16 protein-coding genes are annotated in these 20,924 nt (G+C 71.9%); 7 read left to right on the top strand and 9 right to left on the bottom strand.

Annotated features, from left to right (window positions below; genetic code table 11):
* Window positions 1-69 precede the first annotated feature (69 nt).
* From OG393_RS35260 to OG393_RS35235, 6 genes are all read right to left on the bottom strand, one after another.
* Window positions 70-1,455, bottom strand: a complete 1,386-nt coding sequence (locus OG393_RS35260) for an FAD-binding oxidoreductase (protein ID WP_327379149.1) — start codon at window positions 1,453-1,455, stop codon at window positions 70-72.
* Window positions 1,456-1,546: 91 nt separating this feature from the next.
* On the bottom strand, window positions 1,547-3,109 hold the full coding sequence (locus OG393_RS35255) for a class I SAM-dependent methyltransferase (RefSeq protein WP_327379148.1): 1,563 nt from the start codon (window positions 3,107-3,109) through the stop codon (window positions 1,547-1,549).
* Window positions 3,110-3,123: 14 nt separating this feature from the next.
* The gene (locus tag OG393_RS35250) at window positions 3,124-3,891 is read right to left on the bottom strand and encodes a thioesterase II family protein (protein WP_327379147.1); all 768 of its coding nucleotides are present in this window, start codon (window positions 3,889-3,891) and stop codon (window positions 3,124-3,126) included.
* Window positions 3,888-5,135, bottom strand: coding sequence for an acyltransferase family protein (locus OG393_RS35245; RefSeq protein ID WP_327379146.1), 1,248 nt, complete (start codon window positions 5,133-5,135; stop codon window positions 3,888-3,890). Before OG393_RS35245 ends, OG393_RS35250 begins: the two co-directional genes overlap by 4 nt.
* 262 nt (window positions 5,136-5,397) lie before the next feature.
* The gene (locus OG393_RS35240; RefSeq protein ID WP_327379145.1) at window positions 5,398-5,880 is read right to left on the bottom strand and encodes an SRPBCC family protein; all 483 of its coding nucleotides are present in this window, start codon (window positions 5,878-5,880) and stop codon (window positions 5,398-5,400) included.
* Window positions 5,877-6,218 carry a YciI family protein gene (locus OG393_RS35235; RefSeq protein WP_327379144.1) on the bottom strand — a complete coding sequence of 114 codons (342 nt, stop codon included), beginning with the start codon at window positions 6,216-6,218 and terminating at the stop codon, window positions 5,877-5,879. The genes OG393_RS35240 and OG393_RS35235 overlap by 4 nt, the downstream gene beginning before the upstream one ends.
* A gap of 245 nt (window positions 6,219-6,463) precedes the next feature.
* Between OG393_RS35235 and OG393_RS35230 the strand changes: the two genes are divergently transcribed.
* Both OG393_RS35230 and OG393_RS35225 read left to right on the top strand, forming a co-directional pair.
* On the top strand, window positions 6,464-7,216 hold the full coding sequence (locus OG393_RS35230) for an SDR family NAD(P)-dependent oxidoreductase (protein WP_327379143.1): 753 nt from the start codon (window positions 6,464-6,466) through the stop codon (window positions 7,214-7,216).
* A 97-nt stretch (window positions 7,217-7,313) separates the two neighbouring features.
* Entirely contained in the window at window positions 7,314-8,477 is a 1,164-nt protein-coding gene (locus OG393_RS35225) for an acyl-CoA dehydrogenase family protein (RefSeq protein ID WP_327379141.1), read from the top strand.
* Window positions 8,478-8,528: 51 nt separating this feature from the next.
* Here OG393_RS35225 and OG393_RS35220 read toward each other — a convergent pair whose 3' ends face one another.
* The gene (locus OG393_RS35220; RefSeq protein WP_327379140.1) at window positions 8,529-10,232 is read right to left on the bottom strand and encodes an AMP-binding protein; all 1,704 of its coding nucleotides are present in this window, start codon (window positions 10,230-10,232) and stop codon (window positions 8,529-8,531) included.
* A gap of 234 nt (window positions 10,233-10,466) precedes the next feature.
* Here OG393_RS35220 and OG393_RS35215 point away from each other — a divergent pair, with 234 nt between their 5' ends.
* A complete protein-coding gene (locus tag OG393_RS35215) occupies window positions 10,467-11,339 on the top strand; it encodes an LLM class F420-dependent oxidoreductase (protein ID WP_327379139.1) in 873 nt (290 codons plus the stop codon).
* Window positions 11,340-11,704: 365 nt separating this feature from the next.
* Here OG393_RS35215 and OG393_RS35210 read toward each other — a convergent pair whose 3' ends face one another.
* Both OG393_RS35210 and OG393_RS35205 read right to left on the bottom strand, forming a co-directional pair.
* Entirely contained in the window at window positions 11,705-12,130 is a 426-nt protein-coding gene (locus OG393_RS35210; RefSeq protein WP_327379138.1) for a BrxA/BrxB family bacilliredoxin, read from the bottom strand.
* A 249-nt stretch (window positions 12,131-12,379) separates the two neighbouring features.
* The gene (locus OG393_RS35205; RefSeq protein WP_327379137.1) at window positions 12,380-13,900 is read right to left on the bottom strand and encodes an FAD-dependent oxidoreductase; all 1,521 of its coding nucleotides are present in this window, start codon (window positions 13,898-13,900) and stop codon (window positions 12,380-12,382) included.
* A gap of 310 nt (window positions 13,901-14,210) precedes the next feature.
* Between OG393_RS35205 and asnB the strand changes: the two genes are divergently transcribed.
* The 4 genes from asnB to OG393_RS35185 are packed head-to-tail and all read left to right on the top strand — an operon-like array spanning window position 14,211 to window position 20,903.
* A complete protein-coding gene (gene asnB, locus OG393_RS35200) occupies window positions 14,211-16,073 on the top strand; it encodes an asparagine synthase (glutamine-hydrolyzing) (protein ID WP_327379136.1) in 1,863 nt (620 codons plus the stop codon).
* 9 nt (window positions 16,074-16,082) lie between these two features.
* Entirely contained in the window at window positions 16,083-17,939 is a 1,857-nt protein-coding gene (locus OG393_RS35195; protein WP_327379135.1) for a non-ribosomal peptide synthetase, read from the top strand.
* Window positions 17,940-17,952: 13 nt separating this feature from the next.
* Window positions 17,953-20,133, top strand: a complete 2,181-nt coding sequence (locus OG393_RS35190; protein WP_327379134.1) for a condensation domain-containing protein — start codon at window positions 17,953-17,955, stop codon at window positions 20,131-20,133.
* Window positions 20,130-20,903 carry an aspartate/glutamate racemase family protein gene (locus tag OG393_RS35185; RefSeq protein WP_327379133.1) on the top strand — a complete coding sequence of 258 codons (774 nt, stop codon included), beginning with the start codon at window positions 20,130-20,132 and terminating at the stop codon, window positions 20,901-20,903. The genes OG393_RS35190 and OG393_RS35185 overlap by 4 nt, the downstream gene beginning before the upstream one ends.
* Window positions 20,904-20,924 lie beyond the last annotated feature (21 nt).

Below are 20,924 nucleotides of genomic sequence, written 5' to 3'. Positions count from 1 at the left end.
GCCGTGGGCGTACGACGCGAGCCGGCGGGTGTGACCATCCGCCGGCCCTTCGTCGTAGGTCGGACGGGGTCAGCGGGCGGCGGAACAGCCGGGAGCGATGTCGCCGCGGAACAGGCCCTCGGGGTCGACCCGCGTGCGCACCCGGTCGGCGGCGAGGACGGCGTCGGCGTCGAGGTGCCCCTGGGGCTGGTCGAGGCTCGCGACGAACGTGGGGGCGGTCCGGCCGGTGTCCCAGGGGCTCAGCGCCCGGCGTACCTCGGCGCAGTGGGCGCGGATCTCCTCCTCCGTGCCGCCGAATCCCGGTACTCCGGCGCCGGAGTAGGCGAAGCGCGCGTCCAGGTGTCCGAGGGCGCCGGCGCCGGGTACCGGGGCGCTCAGGCCGCCGCCGAGCTGGCGCAGCTCGGCGACGGTGAGTGCGGAGCGGGGACGGTCCACGGTGGCGCGCAGGAACTCGGCGACGCCGTCGTCGCCGAGTTCGCGCAGGAGCAGGTGGTCGCCGAGGACGGGGACCGGCTCGGGCGGGTCCATGTGCGTCTCGGGTACGGCGAGCGGGCCCGCCTCGTGCCAGGTGTCCATCAGCGGGTCGGCGACGGCGCGCAGCGGGGCGAGCAGTTCGTCGGCCTGCCGTCGGGCCCTGGCGGTGTCCTCGTCGCCCGGGGCGACGACGACACCGTCCAGGCACAGGACGGGGCCGGCGCTGAGGATCTCGGGCACCTCGGGGAGCTTGGGCAGGTTCATCACCCGGACGGACGTGGTCGCCTCGCGGGGGGCCCGTTCGGTCCAGGCCCGCCACCGGGGCAGGAGCCGGGCGGCCTGCGCGGCCGGCCAGAAGGCGGCTCCGGTGATGACGCCCGTCACCGGGAAGAGGGCGACCTCGACGGCGGTGACGACGCCGAATCCGCCACCGCCGCCGCGGAGCGCCCAGAAGAGCTCCGGGTCGCTGTACGCGTCGACCCGGCGTTGTCCGCCGTCGGCGGTGACGAGTTCGACCGCGCGGACGCTGTTGACGGCCAGGCCGGTGTGGCGGGCGTACATGCTCAGTCCGCCGCCCAGCAGGTAGCCGACGGCGCCGACGGTCGGCGAGGAGCCGTGGGGGGCGGCGAGGCCGTGCGGGGCGGCGGCCTCCACGACGGCGCCCCACCGGGTACCGGCGGGGATCCGGGCGATGCGGCGCCTCGGGTCCACCGCGACCTCGCCGTCCGGTTCGGTACGGATGAGCAGCGCGTCCTCCATCGGGCGGGCGGTCGCGGAGGCGTGGCCGGTCGTGTGTACCCGCACGCCCAGGCCGTGGGCGCGGGCGTGTGCGATCGCGGCGCGGATCTCCTCGGTGGAGCGTGCGGTGACGGCCGCGGCGGGGGTCACGGGGGCGAAGAGGTTGAACACCCGGGTGGCCGCCTCGTAGGCCGCCTCCCCGTGCCGCGTGAGGTCCGCGGAGTGCTCGTCGACGGTGGTCATGGGTGGTTCCTCCGCAGGTGGTGGGTAAGGGAACGGCCGGTCCGCCTCCCTGGGCGAGGGTGCGGGCCGGCCGTGTCGTGGGAGGGCTGCGCTATGCCGTGCGCTCCGCGGTGATGAAGACGAAGGAGCCGGTGCCGGACTGCTCACGTACCGTCAGGCCGGCGTCGGTGAGCCACTTCCGGATCTCGTCGAGTTCGAAGAGGAGCATCCCGGCGGGGCGGCTCGGGAAGAAGTGGGAGCCCTGGAAATAGCGGTCGACCGGGTCGTCGGCCCAGCGGAAGGTCAGCAGGGTGAAGGTGCCTCCGGGCTTGAGGACCCGGCCTATCTCGGCGATGGCGATGTCGGCCTGCTCCGGGAACGCCTGCAGGGCGTTCCAGCAGTTGACCGCGCCGAAGGTGGCGTCGCCGTAGGGCAGCGTGAGGGCGCTGGCGACGATGGCGGGCACCTCGGGCAGGGCGCGGCGCAGGGCGGTGAGCATGGGCAGGCCGAGGTCCTGGGCGATGAGCCGCTCGGTGCCGACGGCCTGCTCGAGGACGGCGGTCCAGCGACCGGCTCCCGCGCACAGGTCGAGTACGGGGCCGTCGACCGGTCGGGTGTGGGCGAGGAGGTAGGCGTCCTCGTCGGCCGGAGTGACGGCGTCGTCCCAGTTCATTCCGGCGATGCGGAGAAACGCGGGGCGGAGCACCGTCTCGTAGTAGACGCCCATGCTCGGCATGGCGGCGAGCTTCTGCAGCAGGTCGGCGGTGTCGTCCTGCTCGGACGCCTGCGAGCCGGTGGCGCCGCGGGAGAGGTCGAGGAGGCCCTGGGCGAGGGGGAAGGCGGTGGCGCAGGACGGGCAGCGGACGCCGTCGGTGTAGTCGAGGTGGCCGTCGCAGGAGGGGCAGCGCAGGGCGTCGGCGTGGCGGGCGAAGGACTGCGGGCCCAGTTCGCCGGCCTCGTCGGCGGAGGGCGCGCCGGGGGCGGGGTAGGAGGTCTCCGCGGCGGCGCCGTGGCGGACGGCCCAGTATGCCTTCATGCCGGCGTAGGCCAGGACGGTGCGGGTGTCGTTGTCCCAGTTGGCGGTGATCTGCTCGAAGGAGAGGGCCTTGATGGACTCCTTGTCGAAGCCGCGCTCGTCGTCGTTGAGGTTCCAGGCGGCGGGCGAGGGCCAGCAGCGGCCCAGGTCGGGGTCGTCCGGGTCGAGGGCGCGCAGGGCGCGTTCGAGGCGCGTGAGGTCGTGCTCGTCGAGCAGGAGTTCCTCGACGCTGGCGGCGGTGAGGATCCGGGCGCGGTCCTCGGGGAAGTGCGCGAGCAGGTAGAGCAGGGCGGTGGTCAGGGGTGTTCCGGGACCGCTGTGGGTGAGGAGCCCCAGGTAGTGGTCGAGGCCCTGGTGGACGGCTGTGCGGACGGGGCCGTCGCCGGCGGGGTGGTCACGGTACTCGGACTCGGCGAGCAGGCCCAGCAGGACGGCCAGGTGCCCGGCGTGCCGGGCGTCGGCGCCTTCGAGCGCCGCCACGAGGGCCGGTGTGTGGTCCGCCGCGCCGTCCACCGGGCCGTCGGCCGCCCAGACCGTGCCGGCCAGGCGGAGGAACTCCTCCTCCAGCCGCTCGTCCGGGGCCGCCGCGAAGGCGGCGAGGTGGTCGGCGACCGTCGGGGACGTGGTCGGGTGGGTCATGTGCGGGTCCTTTCTCAGGTTTGGGCGGACACCGGGTGCCGGGCCGGCTCCGTGGCGCCCGTGAGCTGCCCGGACACCGCACGGGCGATCTCCGCCGTGTTCCCGGGCTCGGTCAGGTAGAAGTGGCCGCCGGGCAGCACCCGCAGGATGCTGGGACCGGTGGTGTGGTCGGCCCAGGCTTGGGCTTCCTCGGCCGGTACCAACGGGTCGGCGTCGCCCAGGAATACGGTGACCGGGCAGGACAGCACGTGTCCGGGGTCGGTGTACGTCTCGAACGCCCGGTAGTCGCCGCGGATCGCGGGCAGCAGCAGGCGTAGCAGCGTCTCTTCGCCGGAGGAGCGGGGCGGTGTGCCGCTGATCCGGTCGAGCTCCGCGAGGATGCCGTCGTCGTCACGCAGGTGCACCCCGTCGTGGCGGTGCCGTGAGGGTGCGAGCATCGACGAGGCGAAGAGGTGGACGGGGGCGGGTCCGGTCGCCTGCAGCCGGGCGGCGATCTCGTATCCGAGGAGGGCGCCGAGGCTGTGTCCGAAGAGGGCGAGTGGCGCGTCCCGCAGCGGAAGCAGTGAGGCGACGATGTGGCCGGCCATCAGCTTCAGGTCGCCGAGCGGGGGTTCGGCCAGCCGGTCGTGGCGGCCCGGGTACTGGGCCGCCAGCACCTCCACGTCCGGTCCGAGTGCTTCGGCCAGGGGGTGCCACGTGTGGGCCGAGCCGCCCGCGTGGGGAAGGCACACCAGGCGGACCGCTCCGGGGGCGGCGGTCCGCAGCGTGCGGATCCAGCTCACGGAGTGATCGTCTCGACGCTGGGCTTGGCCGATGCCTTGCCGAGGCGCTCGCGCAGCTTCATGGCGGGGCTCTCGACGAGGTAGAAGCTGGCCGTGGCGAGGACGATGGAGCCGGCCAGGGTGATGCCGAGCAGCTCCAGGAAGCCGCCGGCCTCGAAGAGACTGCCGTGCCAGAAGTAGATGACGGCGATGTGCCACAGGTACAGGCCGTAGGAGATGCGGCCGAGGAAGCGCATCACCGGGTTGCTCATCACCGCGACGACGAAGCGCGAGGGAGTGGAGACGGTGACCGGGGCGACGAGGAACAGGCCGAAGAGCGTGTAGAGGAGGTGCTCGGTCATGCCGCCGGCCATCGACGGGTAATCGGCGTGGCCGGGCTGGCCGATCGGGCGGACGCAGGCGAGGAGGTAGATCGCGGCGGCGATGACCCAGCACCACACCGGCTTCCGCTGGACGAAGCGGTAGAACGCCGGAACGCTCTTCGGGGCGACGTCGGCGCCCGCGGACAGGGCGGCGAGGCCCATGCCGACGGCGATGAAGCCGAGCCACTTCGGCGGCCATTCGTTCTCGATGGGGTACGCGCCCATGGAGGGCAGGAAGGTGTAGGCCGCGTAGGCGAAGCCGATGACGACGAGCGGGCTGAGGCCCCACAGGATGCGGCGGACGCGTACGCCCGGGTCGGCGGAGCGGCCGGCGAGCTTGTCGAGCGCCCAGGCGAGCAGGGGCAGGGCCGCGTAGAAGGCGACCTCGGTCGCGAGGGTCCAGGTCTGTTCGAGGCCCTGGCCGACGAGGCGGGCGTCGAGCTGGTAGACCTGCAGCAGCAGCACGGGCCGGACGACCTGCCAGATGCCGTGGACGGCTTCCCGGTTGAGGGTGAGGAGCGCGACGGCGACCAGCACCCAGTAAGCGGGCATGGTGCGCAACGCCCGGCGCCAGAAGTAGGGCTTGATCTCGGGCTTGCGGGTGCCGGCGATCGTCGCGAGGGCGAACGGCCGGTAGAGCAGCATGCCGGAGAGTACGAAGAAGATGGGCAGGCTCACGTGCAACTGCTGGAGCATGACGCCGAAGAACCCGTTGGGTTCCTTGTCCATGAATCCGACCATGCCGGAGCTGAACGCGACGTGTGTGACGAGGACTCCCATGGCCGCGACACCACGCATTCCCTCGAGCTCCGGGAAGAACCGGCGCTCGGTGGTGCGGGTGCCGCTGACGGCCGCGGGAGATCTGGTTGTGGTGATGGCCACCGGACCGACCCCCTGATCAGCGAAGAGACGGGACCAGGGTTGCGGGGCCGCCGGAGGACCGCATCTTGCGTATTGCGGTGTTGTCCGGAGGGCTCGGACGGCGGGGCGCGTCACCCGGCGGACGGCCGGGAACGCGGGAGCGGCGCAACGACTCCGGCGGCGGGGAACGGCCGGACACGACGGCGGGGAGCGGGCCGGGCCTCCGACCCGTACCGCTCCCCGTGCTCGTCGTGCGGTGGTGCTGGTGGTGCCTCCGGGCGGTTCAGGCGCCGGTGAGGTGGTCCGCCAGGCTGTCGAGGAAGCTGTTCCAGCCGGCCTCGACCTCCGCGGTCTTCTCCGCCTCGACCTGACCGACCTGCTGGAAGGTCAGCTTGGTGCCTCCCTCGTCGTCGGCGAAGGTGACCGTGGTCAGCTCCTCCGCCTCCCCGCGCTCGGCACGCGCCGCGACGTTCTCGTCGTTCGGGTCGACCAGGGTGAAGACCAGTCGCTCGTCGGCCACGACCTCGCGGTAGACGCCCGTGAACGGGAACTCACCGATACCCTCGGCCGCCATGGTGGCCTTCCACGTGCCGCCGACGCGGACGTCGAGCGCGACCGTGGACGGGTCGGTGGTGAATGCCTGCGGCCCCCACCACTGGGCGAACTGCTCGGGCTCGGTCCACGCGCGGTAGACCGCGGCGCGCGGGGCGTCGAGGACGCGGGTGACGGTGATCTCGTTCAGCGCCGTCGTGTCCGTCACCGTCATGCCTCGGGAGCGTCGAAGAGCGGGCGGACCTCGACGCCGCCGTCGTGCACCGGGACGACCTTGGCGACCTCGAGGGCGTGGTCGAGGTCCTTCGCCTCCAGCACGAAGGCGCCGCCGAGCGACTCCCGGGTGGCGGCGAACGGGCCGTCGCCGACGGCGCCGTCACGGACGGTCTTGGCAGTGCCGGCCGGCTGCAGGGCGAGACCGTTGAGGATCTTGCCGCCGAGCTCCTCGACCTTGCCGGGGAACGCCTCGTGGGCCGCCAGGAGCTCCTTGGGGGCGTTCTCCCAACCCCCGGGGATCTCCGCCTCGTAGATGAAAACCGCGAACTGAGCCATGGGGCTCTCCTTGATTGCGTGCCTGTGTGCGTGGTCCGGTGCACTCCACGACGACGACGTTCCTCGCAGGCGTGGTGTCCACCAGCCCAGCCTTCCCTTCCCGGCGGGCCCGGCGCATCTTCCAGATTGCTCAACCGTCCCTCGTGCGGCGCGTTTTTCCGGCGGGCCTGTGCGGGTCGGGCCTGTGCGAGGCGCTGCGCAATCCGAGAGATGCGCGCGCGGCGTGCGGCCCCGACGCTGACCGCATGACTGACTTCGCGAACAAGACCTACTTCATCACCGGCGGCGGCAGCGGCATCGGCTTCGCCACCGCCCGCCGTCTGCTCGACGAGGGCGCCAACGTGGTGATCGCCGGCCGCGACGCCGACCGTCTCGACCGGGCGGTCAAGGACCTGGACGGTGGCGACCGGGTGCTCGCCGTGGCCCTGGACGTGGCCCGTCCGGCCGAGCTCGAGGCGGCGTTCGAGCAGGTCCGTGCCCGCTTCGGCAGCCTGCACGGTGTCTTCGCCAATGCCGGCATCGGCCTCAACGCCCGTACCGCCGACGTGACCGAGGAGGACTTCGACCAGGTCGTCGGCACCAACTTCAAGGGCGCGTTCTTCACGGTGCAGAAGGCGCTGCCGCTGCTGGCCGAGGGTTCTTCGGTGGTGCTCAACGCGTCGTGGCTGGTGCACCGCGGCATGGGTCCGGGTTCGGTCTACGCGGCCAGCAAGGCGGCCGTGCTGAATCTGCCGCAGACGCTCGCGCCGGACCTGGCCGAGCGTGGTATCCGGGTCAACGCCGTCACGCCGGGCCACATCCGTACCGAGATGTTCGACGCGGTCGCCCCGGTCGAGGAGGTCCGCGAGTTCTTCCGCGGCCAGGTCGCGCTGGGCACGCTCGGTACTCCGCGGGACATCGCCGAGACGGTGCTGTTCCTGCTCTCGCCGCGGGCGGCCTACATCACCGGTCAGGAGTTCGTCGTCGACGGCGGCCTGGTCGGTTCCGTCCCGGCCTGACGGCCGTACCGCCGCCGCCGTCCCTTCCTCCCGCCGGCTTCCGGGCCGGCTCCTTCCCCCCTCGCGCCCGCGGGGCGCGCGACCCCCGAGGAGAACCGTGATCGGCTTCCAGCTCGACGAGGAGCACGAGATCCTGCGCAAGACCGTGGAGGACTTCGCGCGCACCGCCGTGGCCCCGGCCATCGGCGACCTCTACAAGCGGGACGAGTTCCCGTACGACCTGGTGGCCGAGATGGGCCGGATGGGCCTGTTCGGGCTTCCTTTCGAGCCGGAGTACGGCGGTGGGGGCCGTGGCTTCCTGGCTCTGTGCGTGGCGCTGGAGGAACTCGCCCGTGTCGACACGTCGGTCGCGATCACGTTGTCCGCGGGGGTGTCGCTGGGGGCCATGCCGATCCACCGCTTCGGCACGCCCGAGCAGAAGGAACGCTGGATGCCGGGGCTGTGCTCGGGGACGGCGCTCAGCGCGTTCGGGCTGACCGAGCCCGGAGGTGGTACGGATGTGGCCGGGCTCGCCACGACGGCGGTTCGCGACGGGGACGACTGGGTGATCAACGGTGCCAAGTCGTTCATCACCAACTCCGGTACGGACATCACCCGTCTGGTGACGGTGACGGCGGTGACGGGGGTCCGCGCGGACGGCCGTCAGGACGCCTCGACCATCGTGGTCCCCTCGGGCACGCCGGGATTCGAGGTCGCGCCGAAGTACTCCAAGGCGGGCTGGAACTCCTCTGACACCCGCGGTCTGACCTTCACCGACGTCCGGGTGCCGGCCGGGAACCTGCTCGGGCGGGAGGGCCGGGGTCTGTCCCAGTTCCTGTCGGTGCTGGACGAGAGCCGGATCGCGATCTCCGCGGTGGGCGCGGGCATCGCCCAGGGCTGTGTCGACGAAAGCGTGCGTCATGCCAAGGAGCGGGCGGCGTTCGGGCGGAGCATCGGTGCCAACCAGGCCATCCAGTTCAAGATCGCCGACATGGAGGTGCGGGCCCACAGCGCGCGGCTGGCGTACTACGACGCGGTGACCAGGATGCTGCGCGGGGAACCCTTCGCCAAGGAGGCGTCGATCGCGAAGCTCGTCTCCTCCGGCGCGGCGATGGACAACGCCCGGGACGCGACGCAGATCTTCGGCGGCTACGGCTGTATCAACGACTACCCGGTGGCCCGCTTCTACCGCGACGCCAAGGTCCTGGAGATCGGCGAGGGCACGAGCGAGGTGCAGCGGATGCTGATCGCACGCGGTCTGGGGCTGCCGAACGCGGCCTGACGGCCGGGGTACGTGGAAGGGGCCCGCCGGTACGGGCCCTTCCACGGACCGTCACGCGGCCTGGGCGAGTCGTCCGGCGAGCAGGGCGGCGCCCTGCTCGCGCAGCTCGACCTTGCGGACCTTTCCGCTGGCGGTCATAGGGAAGGAGTCGGTGACGGCCACGTACCGGGGGATCTTGAAGTGGGCGAGCTTCCCGGCGCAGTACGCCCACAGTTCGGTGGCGGACAGCGGTGCGGCACCGTCCCGCAGACGGATCCAGGCGATGAGCTCCTCGCCGTAGTAGTCGTCGGGGACTCCGACCACCTGTGCGTCGAGGATGTCCGGGTGGGTGTGGAGGAACTCCTCGATCTCGCGCGGGTAGATGTTCTCGCCGCCGCGGATGACCATGTCCTTGATCCGGCCGGTGATGCCCACGTACCCGTCGTCGTCCATCACGGCGAGGTCTCCGGTGTGCATCCAGCCGTCCGTGTCGATGGCCTCGGTGGTCTTGTCGGGCTGTCGCCAGTATCCGCTCATCACCGAGTAGCCGCGGGTGCAGAACTCTCCCTGGCTGCCGCGCGGTACGGTCTCGCCGGTCTCCGGGTCGACGATCTTGATCTCCACGTGGGGGCCGGCCCGGCCGACGGTCGACACCCGTCGTTCGAGGGAGTCGCCGGGCCGAGTCTGGCAGGCCACGGGCGAGGTCTCGGTCATGCCGTAGCAGATCGTCACCCTCGCCATGTGCATCCGGCCGACGACCTGCCTCATCACCTCGACGGGGCAGGGGGTGCCGGACATGATGCCGGTTCGCAGGCTGGAGAGGTCGAAGGAGCCGAAGTCGGGGTGGTTGAGTTCGGCGATGAACATCGTCGGAACGCCGTAGAGCGAGGTGCAGCGCTCCGCCTCGATCGCTTCCAGGGTCGCGCGGGCATCGAAGAAGGGGCTCGGGATCACCACGCACGCGCCGTGGCTGAGCGCCGCGATGGTGCCCATCACCATGCCGAAGCAGTGGTAGAAGGGCACGGGCAGGCAGACGCGGTCAGCGGGGGTGTACTCGAGCAGTTCGCCGGTGAAGAAGCCGTTGTTGAGGATGTTGCGGTGGGTGAGGGTCGCGCCTTTGGGTGAGCCGGTGGTTCCCGAGGTGTACTGGATGTTGATCGGGTCGTCCGGGTGGAGCGAGGCGGTGATCTCGGCGAGCCGGCGGGCGCTGGGCTCGGCGGGCGGGGTCAGCAGAGCGTCCCATTCCTCGCCGCCGATGAGGACCGTGTGCCGAAGGGAGGGGCAGCGCGGCGCGACCTCGGCGATCATGGCGGCGGTGGCGGTGTTGCGCAGCGCCGGCGCGGCCACGAGCACCCGGACACCGGCGTGACCGAGCACATACTCCAGCTCGTAGGTCCGGTAGGCGGGGTTGATGTTGACCAGGATCGCCCCGATCTTCGCCGCCGCGTACTGGGTGAGGACCCATGCGGCGTTGTTGGGGGACCACAATCCGATCCGGTCGCCCACGCGGACGCCCAGGTCCAGCAGTCCGGCCGCGAGGGCGTCGGTCTGCGCGTCGAGCTCGGCGTAGCTCCAGCGGCGGCCGCCGCCGCCCTGGTCGACGAGGGCGTCCCGGTCGGGGAACGCGGCGACGGACCGCCGGAGGTTGGCGCCAATCGTCTCGTCGAGGAGGGGTACGGGATGGGTGCCCGCGGCGTGACTCGGCCGTGCGGACACCGGGTGTCCGGCCTGCTCGCCCGCCGGCGTCGTCGGTTCTTCGGGCTCAAGATGCTCCATCCCGCCAGGTTTCCGTCCGTCACCGTCCCTCGCATCTCGGTGATTGCCCTCTTCACCGGTGGTTTCCGCGCTTCGGGGCGAGACCGGATCGAGCACGATCGAAGAACGGGGAGACGGGGCATCCGCCCTATTCTTCGGGTTGCCCGCCGGGGATCGCGGGACAGCCCTTGGCCCGACGGCCTCGCCGCGGGCGCACACCCACCCCGTCATCGAGCACCTGTTGGGAGATCGGCCATGAAACTCGGTCTGGCATTCGCGGATTACGCCTGGGAGGGCGGGGCGGGGCGCATGGCGGACACCCTGGCGGCGATGTCCCGCGCCGCCGACGACGCCGGTTTCGACGTCATCGGTGTCGCCGACCACGTCTGGCAGGGCCCGCACATGGGCGGGGCCGAGCAGCCGATGTTGGAGTGCTTCACCACGCTGGCCACGATCGCCGCGCACACCCGTCGGGTCCGGCTGATGCCGATGGTCGCCGGCGTCCACTTCCGGTCTCCTGGTCTGCTGGCCAAGACCGTGACCACGCTCGACGTCCTGTCCGGCGGCCGGGCGGACCTCGGCATCGGGGCCGGCTGGTACGAGGAGGAGGCTCGTGGCCTCGGTATCGACTTCCCTCCGCTGGCCGAGCGGTTCGAGCGGCTGGAGGAGGCCGTCCGGATCTGTCTGGGCATGTGGGACGGTGAGAAGGGTGATGAGAAGCCCGTCGCCGGCCGGCACTACCGTCTGGACCGGCCGCTGAACGTCCCGCAGAACCTCGCACGTCCCCGCATCATGATCGGCGGCGGCGGCGAGAAGAAGACCCTGCGTCTGGTCGCCCGTTACGCGGACGCCTGCAATCTCTACCCGGGGCCCGACCTGGGCGACAAGCTGGCGGTGCTGCGCCGCCACTGCGAGGCGGAGGGACGGGACTACGACGCGATCGAGAAGACCTGCATCATGCCGTTCACGCCGTCCGACACGGCCTCCGCGGACGAGCTGACCGGGGTGCTGCGCGAGATCGCCGGGGCCGGCGTCACCCGGGTGATCGGCATCCTGGAGGGTCCGGACCAGGTGCGCGGGATCGATCTGATCGGCGAGCGGGTGCTGCCCGCCGTGGCGGACGCCTGAGTTTGGTCTCTGTCTTCGGCCGTCTGTGGCTGGGCAGGGCGGGTCATGAAGGCGTCAAGCTCATCGATGATCTTGCGGAGTTCGCGGGCTCCCCGAGGAGCTCATTGCCGATGAGCCACGGCCAGTACGCCGCCCAGGGGCTCCTCGTCCGCTGCGAACGCCGACACCGAAGCCCCCGGTCGGCCATGTGGCCGCCCCGGGGGCTTCGGTGCGTGCCGCGTCATGGACAGCCCGTACAGGGGCGTGTGCCGAAGCACGAGAGCTGTCACCAGTAGGCCGGGGTGACCTTGGCTGTGTTGCGTGCGGCACGCCTGGTCACCAGCGGAGAGCCCCGGCTTGGTCCCTGCGGCCGTGGCCGATGGTCGCTACTGGCCGAACTCGTCGAACGCGGCGCGAAGGTCGGCGGCCACCGCGTCGGCGTCGCGTCCCTCGATACGGTGACGCGGGACGAAATAGACGAGTTCGCCGTCCTTGAACAATGCGAACGAAGGTTCGGACGGCGGGATTTCCGCAAAGTATCCGCGCATCTGAGCCGTGGCCTCCAAATCCTGCTCGGCGAAGACGGTCACCAGCCGGTCGGGACGCTTGGAGCCGTCCTCCAGAGCCATGCGCGCCCCGGGGCGGGCCATACCGGCCGCGGCACCGTTGACGGCGTTGACGGCCACCAGGGTCAGGCCCTTCTCGGCGTCCTTCATCGCGGAGTCCACCTCTTCGGCGGTCAGCAACTCCTTGAACCCGATCGCGGTCAGCTCTTCTTTCATCGGCTTGACCAACAGTGGCGAGTACGGCATTCCAGCTCCTCACAAAAAGCGACGGTTCAGTTACCCATAGTAGCGATCGGCCGGCGTGTGGGAGCTGAACGGTCAATCTCGGTGACGGCAAGCCCGCCCCGTGACAGCTGCCGCGCTTCGGCACACGGGGGCAACAGGCACCAGGGATCAGAAGCACGCACCGCGTTCACGTCACCGTCGTCACACACCGGCGCCCGGCGCCCGCTCCAGAGCGGGCGCCGGGCGCCGGTATTTCCGTCCTGGGCGTCCTCAGAGCCCGTCGGGCAGGCGGACGGACAGGGCGTGCCGGAAGACGTCGCGCGGGTCGTAGCGCTTCTTGACACGCTGCAGGCGGGGGTAGTTGTCCTTGAAGTACAGGGTGTGCCAGGGAACACCGGAGGTGTTCCACTCCGGGTCGGCCAGGTCGGTGTCGGCGTAGTTGACGTACGAGCCGTCGTTGGCCTCGTTCGGCACCGGCACCCCGCCTGTGTCGGCGTACACCTCGCGGTACATCTCGCGCACCCGCCGGATGTTCGTCTCGTCCTCGGCCTGCGCCCCCCACACCGCCATGTAGGCGGCCTTGAGGACCGAGTCACGCTGGGCCGCCGCGGTGGCGTCCGGGGCGACGGCGTTCACCCGCCCCCCGTAGCCGATGAGGATGAGCTGTACAGGGCTGGTCTCGCCGGTCGTCAGATGCCGGTACAGCGTCTCCGTCTGGGTCGTCGAGTAGCCCTTGCGCAGGTACGCGGCCTTGATCTTGATGCGGCGGGTGAAGGGGTCGCCCGGGTCGCCCCACCCGGGGTACGACGACATGTAGAGCCAGGGCCTGACCTGCTGGTCGACGAAGAGCGGCTTGGCGTCCACGCCGGCCATGACCTCCTCGAAGAACGAGGTCATCAGTCGTTCGGCGTCCGGGATGGCGTCGTCCATGTGGGCGCCGACGGTCAGTCCGAAGCCGGAGCGGTGGGTGCCGTGGAAGTAGCCCGCGAGCGCCGCGTACGGCGAGTCGGGGGCGCTGTTGCGCTCGAACCAGGAGCCGAAGTTGGCCTGCAGGGTGGCGAACGACTCCGGTGTCATGGTCTCCCAGGACCAGACGGCCATGCCGCTGCGCCAGGCGCCGGGCGCCTGGGGCAGGAGTCGCGCCGGGTCGTCGGAGTCGGCGCCCGGTGCCCGCATCCAGTAGCGCGTCACGACGCCGAAGGTGCCGCCACCGCCTCCGGTGTGGGCCCACCACAGGTCGCGGTGCGGGTCGTCGTCCTCGCGGGTGGCGACGACGGCGCGGGCGACGCCGTCCTCGCCGACGACCACGACCTCCACGGCGTACAGGTAGTCGACGACCGCGCCGAGGCCGCGCGAGAGCGGACCGTAGCCTCCGCCGACGATATGGCCGCCCACCCCGACCTCGGGGCACTCGCCGGCCGGAATGGTGACGCCCCATCCCTTGAACAGCACCCGGTAGACGTGGCCGAGCGTGGCGCCGGCCTCGATGGCGAAGGCCCGCCGCTCCGCGTCGTAGCACACCTCGGTCATCTCGGACATGTCGAGGAGGACCTCGACCCCGTCGGTGGCCAGGTCCTCGAATCCGTGGCCGCCGCTGCGGACGGAGATCCGCCGGCCGGCCGCCACGGCCTCGGTGACCGCGTCCGCCACCTGGGCGGTCGTGGTCACCACCCGGACGTAGTCCGGCCGGCCGGGAAACCGGTGGTTGGTGCCCAGCACCAGGCTCGGGTACCGCGGGTCGTCCGCGGTGATCGTGGCAGCTGCGAAGGCGGGGGTGTCCGTCTCGGTCACGTCGTTCCTCCATCGGGGCGGGCGGCCGGGGCGGACCCTCTCGGGCCGCCCGGCCCTGGGCCGCCACCAGCGTGGACGAGGGGTGTTCCGGATGTCTTCTCCCGCCGTGCGCTTCGCCCGCCACGGCTCGTTCTTCCAGATTGCTCAAGGCCGGCGCGCGGCCTGGATTCGCTTGTGGCCCCGGCCCGGGCGCGTGTTACTTGTTGCGGGAAGCCCGTGAGAAGGCGCTGGGATGCCGGCCGGTCTTTCCTTCGTTCCCGCTTTTTTCCGGTCCGGTCCTCGGCCGGTCCGATGAAGGAGGAACCGTCACATGTGCGGCATCGCCGGGGCCATGGGCCTGCGCAACGGTGTGGGGGTGGACCCCCGGGTGCTCGCGCGGATGACGGCGACTCTGCTGCACCGGGGACCCGACTCCGACGGGGCGTTCGTCGAGGACGGCGTCGGTCTCGGCTTCCGCCGTCTGAGCATCAACGACCTGGCCGGCGGTGCGCAGCCGATGTCCGGCGAGGACGGCGACGTCGTCATGGTGTGCAACGGCGAGATCTTCAACCATCGCGAGCTGCGTGCCGAGCTCACCGCGAAGGGACACCGCTTCCGCACCGACTGTGACGTGGAGGTGATCGTCCACCTCTATGAGGAGGAGGGCATCGAGCTGCTGCACCGGCTGAACGGGCAGTTCGCCTTCGCTCTCCTCGACCGGTCGCGGCGCCGTCTGTTCCTCGCACGCGACCACGTCGGAATCCTGCCCCTGCACTACGCGACGACCTCGGACCACCTGGTCTTCGGCTCGGAGGCCAAGGCCGTTCTGGAGCATCCCGGTGTGGGCCGTGCGGTGGATCTGACCGGCCTCGACCAGGTGCTGACCTTCCCCGGCCTCGTCAGCCCCCGGACCATGTTCCGGGGCGTCAGCAGCCTGCGCGCCGGCCACTATCTGCTCGTCGAGGACGGTGCGGTGCGGGAGGTGCCGTACTGGGACCTCGACTACCCGCACGCCGGCGAGCTCGCGCCGCGGCCGGACGCCTACTACGCCGAGCGGCTGCGTGAGCTGCTGACCGACGCCGTACGGCGCAGGCTGGACGCCGACGTGCCGGTGGGCTTCTATCTCAGCGGCGGGCTCGACTCCTCGCTCATCGCGGGGCTGGTCGGCGAGCTGGCGCCCCCGGCCGACTCCTTCTCCATCGCCTTCCCCGACGCGGACATCGACGAGTCCGGCTTCCAGCGTCTGATGGCCCAGAAAGTCGGATCGCGCCACCACGAGCTGGAGTTCACCACCGCCGACATCGTCGAGGACCTGCGGCGGATGGTGCTGCACGCCGAGACGCCGGTGAAGGAGACGTACAACACCTGCTCGCTGGCGCTGGCGCGGCGGGTCCGCGAGAGCGGTACCACCGTGATCCTCACCGGTGAGGGCGCCGACGAACTCTTCGGCGGGTACGTCGGCTACCGCTTCGACCGGCTCGGCCGCGGCGCCGGCCGCTCCGGCGACGATCTGGCGGACGCGCTGGAGGACGACGTCCGGCGGCGGCTGTGGGGCGACGCCGGGATCTTCTACGAACGCCGCTACCACGCCTGGCGGGAGGCCAAGCTCGGCCTCTACTCGGCGGGGGTCCGCGAGGCGTTCCGTGAGGTGGACTGTCTGCGGTTCCCTCCCGTGGACCCGGCCCGGCTGGCCGGACGGGACAGGCTGGACCAGCGTTCCTACCTGGACTTCCGGCTGCGCCTGTCGGACCATCTGCTCTCCGACCACGGCGACCGGATGGCGATGGCCCACTCCGTGGAGGCCAGATATCCCTTTCTGGACCGGGAGGTCGTGGAGTTCGCGACGCAGGTCCCGGCTCATCTCAAGGTGCACCCGCTCGGCGAGAAGTACGTCGTGCGGCAGGCCGCGCAGGGTCTGGTGCCCCCGGAGATCATCGACCGCGAGAAGTTCGGCTTCCGCGCGCCGGGGAGTCCGGCGCTGCTGCGGGCCGGCGTCGAGTGGATCAACGACATGCTCTCTCCCGAACGGATCAGGCGGCAGGGGTACTTCGACCCGGCGGCCGTGGAACGGCTGCGGGCCCGATACACCGGTGACGGCTTCGAGGTCCATCCCCACTACGGCGACGACCTGCTGCTCACCGTCCTGACCTTCGGAATCCTGCTGGACACCTTCTCCCTGCCGGACCACGCGTAAGGAACACTGATGACGTTCGAAGCCATCCACGACCTGGTGGGCAGGACGATCGAGCGGTCGCCGGACCAGGTGGCCGTCGAGACCCCGCAGGGGAGCCTCAGCTACGCGGAGCTGGACGCGCGCGCCGCGCACGTGGCGGCCGGCCTGCGGGCGGCGGGAGCCGGCGCCGGGGCCTTCGTCCCCGTCCTGGTGCGGGACCGCCGCGATCTGGTCGCCGCCGTGCTCGGCATCCTGCGCGTCGGCGCAGTCTTCGTGCCCCTGGATCTGACCGCCCCGCCCGCCCGGCTGCGGGCGACGCTCCTCGACGTCGCCCCCGGGTGGGCCGTCGTCGGGTGCCCGGACGACCCGGTGGCGCTGCGGGCGCTGTCCGAGGCCGCGCCGACCGCGCGTGTCGTCACCGTGGGCCCCGCCGCCTCTCCCGACGACCGCGCGGAGCCGCACCGATCCGGCGCCGACGATCCCGCCTACGTCTTCTTCACGTCCGGCACCACCGGCCGTCCCAAGGGCATCGTGGGTCGGCTCGGTTCCATCGCGCCGTACATCCGGTGGGAGACCGAGCTGCTGGGTGTCGAGCCGGGCTGGCGGGTCGGCCAGTTGGTGTCGCCCGCCTTCGACGCTGTGCTGCGTGACCTGTTCGTACCGCTGGTGGCCGGCGGCACGATCGTCGCGCCGTCCCCGGAGACGCTCCTCGACCCGGCGGCTCTGGCCCGCTGGGTCGAGGAGGCGCGCGTCGATCTGGTGCACACCGTCCCGTCGCTCTTCCGGGGCCTGGTCTCCGCCGCGATCACCGGGGACCACGCGCTGGCCTCGCTGCGGTGCGTGGCGCTCTCGGGGGAGCGGCTCGCGCCCGCGGACGCGGAGCGTCTCTTCGGGCGGTACGGCGACCGTATCCGGCTGCTGAACCTGTACGGGCCGTCGGAGACGACGATGACCAAGACCTTCCACTTCGTCACCCGCGAGGACCTCGGCAGGCCGTCGGTCCCGGTCGGCCGGCCGATCCCGGGCGCCGAGGTGCTGCTCGTCGACGAGCACGGGCGGCTCGCCGAGCCGGGCGCGGTCGGGGAGATCCATCTGCGCACCCCGGACCGGACCCTGGGCTACCACCAGCGCCCGGAGGAGACGGCACGGGTCTTCGTGCCGCACCCGGTGACGGGCGACCCGGCCGACGTCGTCTACCGCACGGGGGACTACGGCCGCCTGCTCGACGACGGCGCCCTGGAGTTCCTCGGCCGCAAGGACCACCAGGTCAAGATCGGTGGGGTGCGGGTCGAGCTGGAGGGCGTCGAGAGCGTGTTGCGTGATCACCCGGCCGTCACGGACGCCGCCGTGGTCACCACCGATGAGGACGGCGCGGTCCATCTCCTCGCCTATCTGGAGTGCGGTGGCTCCCCCGCCCGGACCGCGCCCGAAGCACCCGAGGCGTTCGAAGCGCTGGAAGCGGAGCTGCGCGCCCATCTGCGCGAGCGGCTGCCGGACAGCGCGGTCCCGGCGCGGTTCGTTCCGCTCGCCGCGCTGCCCCGCACGCTCAGCGGCAAGATCGACCGGCGGGCGCTGCCCGCCCCGGCGCCCCGGCGCACGGAGCACGCCGCCGGGGGGCCTCCGCGCACCGCGACGGAGCGGACGGTGTCCGAGCTGTGGCTGCGGACCCTGCCCGTCGCCGCCGTCGGCCGCGACGACGACTTCTTCGCTTCGGGCGGCACCTCGCTGCTCGTCGTCTCGCTGCTCGCCTCGGTCAACCAGACCTTCGCGGTCGCCGTGCCTCTGCGGGACTTCCTCCTGTCGCCGACGGTCGCGAACCTCGCCGCGGCGGTCGAGAAGGAACTGCTGGCGGCCGACGCCCCGCTCGACGACCTCTTCGCCATCTAGGGACCGGACGCCGATGACCACGCTTCTCTCTTCCGAGACCACCTCCGCGACCGGGAGCGGCGCCGACACCCCGGAGCGGGCCTGCGCCCGCTGCGGGATCAGCGGCCGCTATCCCGGGATCGCCTTCGACCCGTCCGGCACCTGCGATCTGTGCACGATGTACGAGCGGCACGGCCCCGAGATCGACGCCTACTTCGGCGATGTGAACCGGTTCGTCTCGCTGGTCCGCGCACGGGCCGAGGCGGGCGGGTCCGACGTCGACTGCCTGCTGCTCTACAGCGGTGGCAAGGACAGCTCGTACGTCCTGTACCGGCTGATCGATCTCGGCCTGCGGGTGCGCACCTTCACCTTCGACAACGGGTTCATCTCCAAGACCGCCCTGCGCAACGTGGAGACGATCACCTCCGAACTCGGCATCGAGCACGTCACCGCCACGCACGCGGACCAGAACAAGGTCTTCCTGCGCAGCCTCCAGCAGCACAAGAGCGTGTGCAACGGGTGCTTCCGTTCCCTGCTGGACCTGAGCACGCGGCATGCGCACGACCTGGGCATCCCGACCATCGTCACGGGGCTGTCGCGCGGCCAGATCATGGATGAGCGGCTGTCGTGGTTCCACCGTCAGGGCATCTTCGACCCGGCCGAGATCGAGCCGGGCCTGCGGGAGGGCCGTCGGGTCTACCACCAGGCCGGCGGGGACATCGCGCCCGAGGTGGTCGACTCCGTCGAGGTCGTCGACTACTACCGGTACTCCGACGTCACCAAGGACGGCATCCGGGCGCTGTTGCACGAGCGTTCCGACCTGTGGTCGCAGCCGGGCGACACCGGCTTCTGCAGCTCCAACTGCATGATCAACGACGCGGGTGTCCTGGTGCACACCCGTGAACGCGGCTTCCACAACTACGAGGCGCCCACCCGGTGGGAGGTGCGCCTGGGGCATCTGGAGCGGGCGGAGGCGGACGAGGAGCTGCGCATGCCGGCCGCGACCCCGCGGGTGCGCAAGATGCTGCTGCAGATCGGCTACCCGCTTCCCGAGGAGGGCGTGGCCCGCCCCACGACCGAGGCCCCGGCGGCGGAGCGGACCTCGCCCGCGCCCGCCGCGGCTTCCGCTTCCACGTCCACGTCCACGTCCGGGGAGCGTCGTGCGGCGTTGACTCCCGCGCAGCGGCAGGTGCTGGCGCGCGCCGGAGCGGCCCCCGGCCCGCATGGCAGGGCTCTGCTCCTGGAGGCGAAGGGCGCCGCCGATCCGGCTCTGGTGCGCCGGTCGACGCTGGCGCTGCTGCTGCACCACGAGGCGCTGCGGCTGCGGTTCGCCGAGCGTGACGGCGGCTGGGAGCAGTACGACACGGGTGTGGCCGGTGCTCTTCCGGTGCTGCGGCTGGATCTGTCGGGGCGGGACGCCGCGGCGGAGGCGGAGCTGTTGCGCACGGCCGTGGACCGGATGCGCTCCCGGATGAGTCTCTCCGACGGCCCGCTGGTGCAGTTGGCCCTGGCGGATCGTGGACCGCTTCCGGCCAGGCTGCTGCTGGTCGTGCACGAACTGCTGGCGGACACCCGCTCGTGGCGGGTGCTGCTGCGTGATCTGTCCGCGCTGTGGGCCGCCGGTGGCGAGACTCCGCTCGCGCCGGCGGAGTCGTTCCTGCGCCGGGCGGCGGCCGTCGTGTCCGCGGAGTCCGGGCGCTTCGACCGGCCGGAGCCGGGCCTTGCCGGGCCTTCGGAGCCCGGTGTGGACCGGGAGGAGGCGGTCCTGACCAGGGTCGACTGCGGTGCTCCCGCGAGCGCTACGCGGGTGGCCGCGGCACTGTCCGCGGTCCTCGCCGATCTGGGGGACGAGCCGGGTGTCGAGGTTCTCGACCACACGGCCGAGGACCGGCCCCGGGGTGTCGGCCGCTGGTCTCTGGCACCGGCCCCGCCGTCGGACGCGCCGGAGCTGATCCGTTACGAGCACTTCGGAGACCTCGAGGCGCTGCTGCCGGACGGTTCGCCGTTCTCGCTGGTCGCGGTCGACACGGTCGACTTCACCGTTCTGCCGGGCACCGGGCGGGATGTGGTGACGGTCAACGGCGTGGTCCGGCAGGGGGTTCTCCACCTGGACTGGTGGTGCCCGCCCGGCCTGCGCGGCCGGCTGCTGGCCGCCTCGATACCCGAGCGGGTGGCCCGTCGGCTGACCTCGGCCACGGACCCCGCGGCGCGATGACGGTCCCGGCGCCGGGACCGGTCCCGGCGCCTGGGCCCGCCGGGACGCTCGGTGTGCTCGGTGGGATGGGGCCCGCCGCGACGGCCGAGTTCCTGCGGCTCTTCACGGACCGGGTGCCTGCGACGGAGGACCAGGGGCACCCCCGGGTCGTGTTGTTGTCGGACCCGTCGATACCCGACCGGTCCACTGCCCTGCTGGCGGGCGACGACGCGCCGTTGCCCGCCATCCGGGAGGGCTTGACGACCCTGGCCCGGTGGGGTGCGGACCTTCTCGCGGTGCCGTGCAACACCGCCCATGTGTACATCGACCGGATCCGGGCGGAGCTGCCGGTCCCCGTCGTCCACATCGTCGACGCCACGCTGTGCGCGGCGATGACGCTCAGCCCGGAGGGTGGCTGGCTGGCCGCCACCACCGGTACCGTCGCCAGCGGCCTGTACCAGCGGCGGGCCGCGGAGCTCGGCTACCGGCTGGCGGTCCCCGGCCCGGCGGCACGGGCGCGGATCCATCACGCGGCGGTCCTGGTCAAGGCGGGCCGTACGGACGAGGGCGGGCGCCTGCTCGCGTCGGCTGTGCGTCCGTTGTGGCGCGAGGAGCGGCTGCCGGTGCTGACCGCGTGCACGGAACTCCCGCTGGCCTACGATGCCTCCGGTCTGCCGGCGGCGGCGACGGTCTCCAGTCTGGACGCGCTCGCGGCGGCGTGTGTGGACGCCTTGTACGCCGTGCCCGCCCGGCCCGCCACACGCGAGGCCGAGCGTACGGCCGCGGCCTGAGGGCGCCTGTCGGGTGGCTCT

Source organism: Streptomyces sp. NBC_01216, from assembly GCF_035994945.1.
Classification (GTDB): domain Bacteria; phylum Actinomycetota; class Actinomycetes; order Streptomycetales; family Streptomycetaceae; genus Streptomyces.
Note: the sequence above shows the minus strand (reverse complement) of the source record. Positions and strands in the feature narration are given on the sequence as shown.

What these genes read in the sequence shown, in the direction of transcription:
- OG393_RS35260 (WP_327379149.1), bottom strand. Translation starts at nt 1,455, where the DNA reads ATGACCACCGTCGACGAGCACTCCGCGGACCTCACGCGGCACGGGGAG.
- OG393_RS35255 (WP_327379148.1), bottom strand. Translation starts at nt 3,109, where the DNA reads ATGACCCACCCGACCACGTCCCCGACGGTCGCCGACCACCTCGCCGCC.
- OG393_RS35240 (WP_327379145.1), bottom strand. Translation starts at nt 5,880, where the DNA reads ATGACGGTGACGGACACGACGGCGCTGAACGAGATCACCGTCACCCGC.
- OG393_RS35235 (WP_327379144.1), bottom strand. Translation starts at nt 6,218, where the DNA reads ATGGCTCAGTTCGCGGTTTTCATCTACGAGGCGGAGATCCCCGGGGGT.
- OG393_RS35230 (WP_327379143.1), top strand. Translation starts at nt 6,464, where the DNA reads ATGACTGACTTCGCGAACAAGACCTACTTCATCACCGGCGGCGGCAGC.
- OG393_RS35220 (WP_327379140.1), bottom strand. Translation starts at nt 10,232, where the DNA reads ATGGAGCATCTTGAGCCCGAAGAACCGACGACGCCGGCGGGCGAGCAG.
- OG393_RS35215 (WP_327379139.1), top strand. Translation starts at nt 10,467, where the DNA reads ATGAAACTCGGTCTGGCATTCGCGGATTACGCCTGGGAGGGCGGGGCG.
- OG393_RS35210 (WP_327379138.1), bottom strand. Translation starts at nt 12,130, where the DNA reads ATGCCGTACTCGCCACTGTTGGTCAAGCCGATGAAAGAAGAGCTGACC.
- asnB (WP_327379136.1), top strand. Translation starts at nt 14,211, where the DNA reads ATGTGCGGCATCGCCGGGGCCATGGGCCTGCGCAACGGTGTGGGGGTG.
- OG393_RS35195 (WP_327379135.1), top strand. Translation starts at nt 16,083, where the DNA reads ATGACGTTCGAAGCCATCCACGACCTGGTGGGCAGGACGATCGAGCGG.
- OG393_RS35190 (WP_327379134.1), top strand. Translation starts at nt 17,953, where the DNA reads ATGACCACGCTTCTCTCTTCCGAGACCACCTCCGCGACCGGGAGCGGC.
- OG393_RS35185 (WP_327379133.1), top strand. Translation starts at nt 20,130, where the DNA reads ATGACGGTCCCGGCGCCGGGACCGGTCCCGGCGCCTGGGCCCGCCGGG.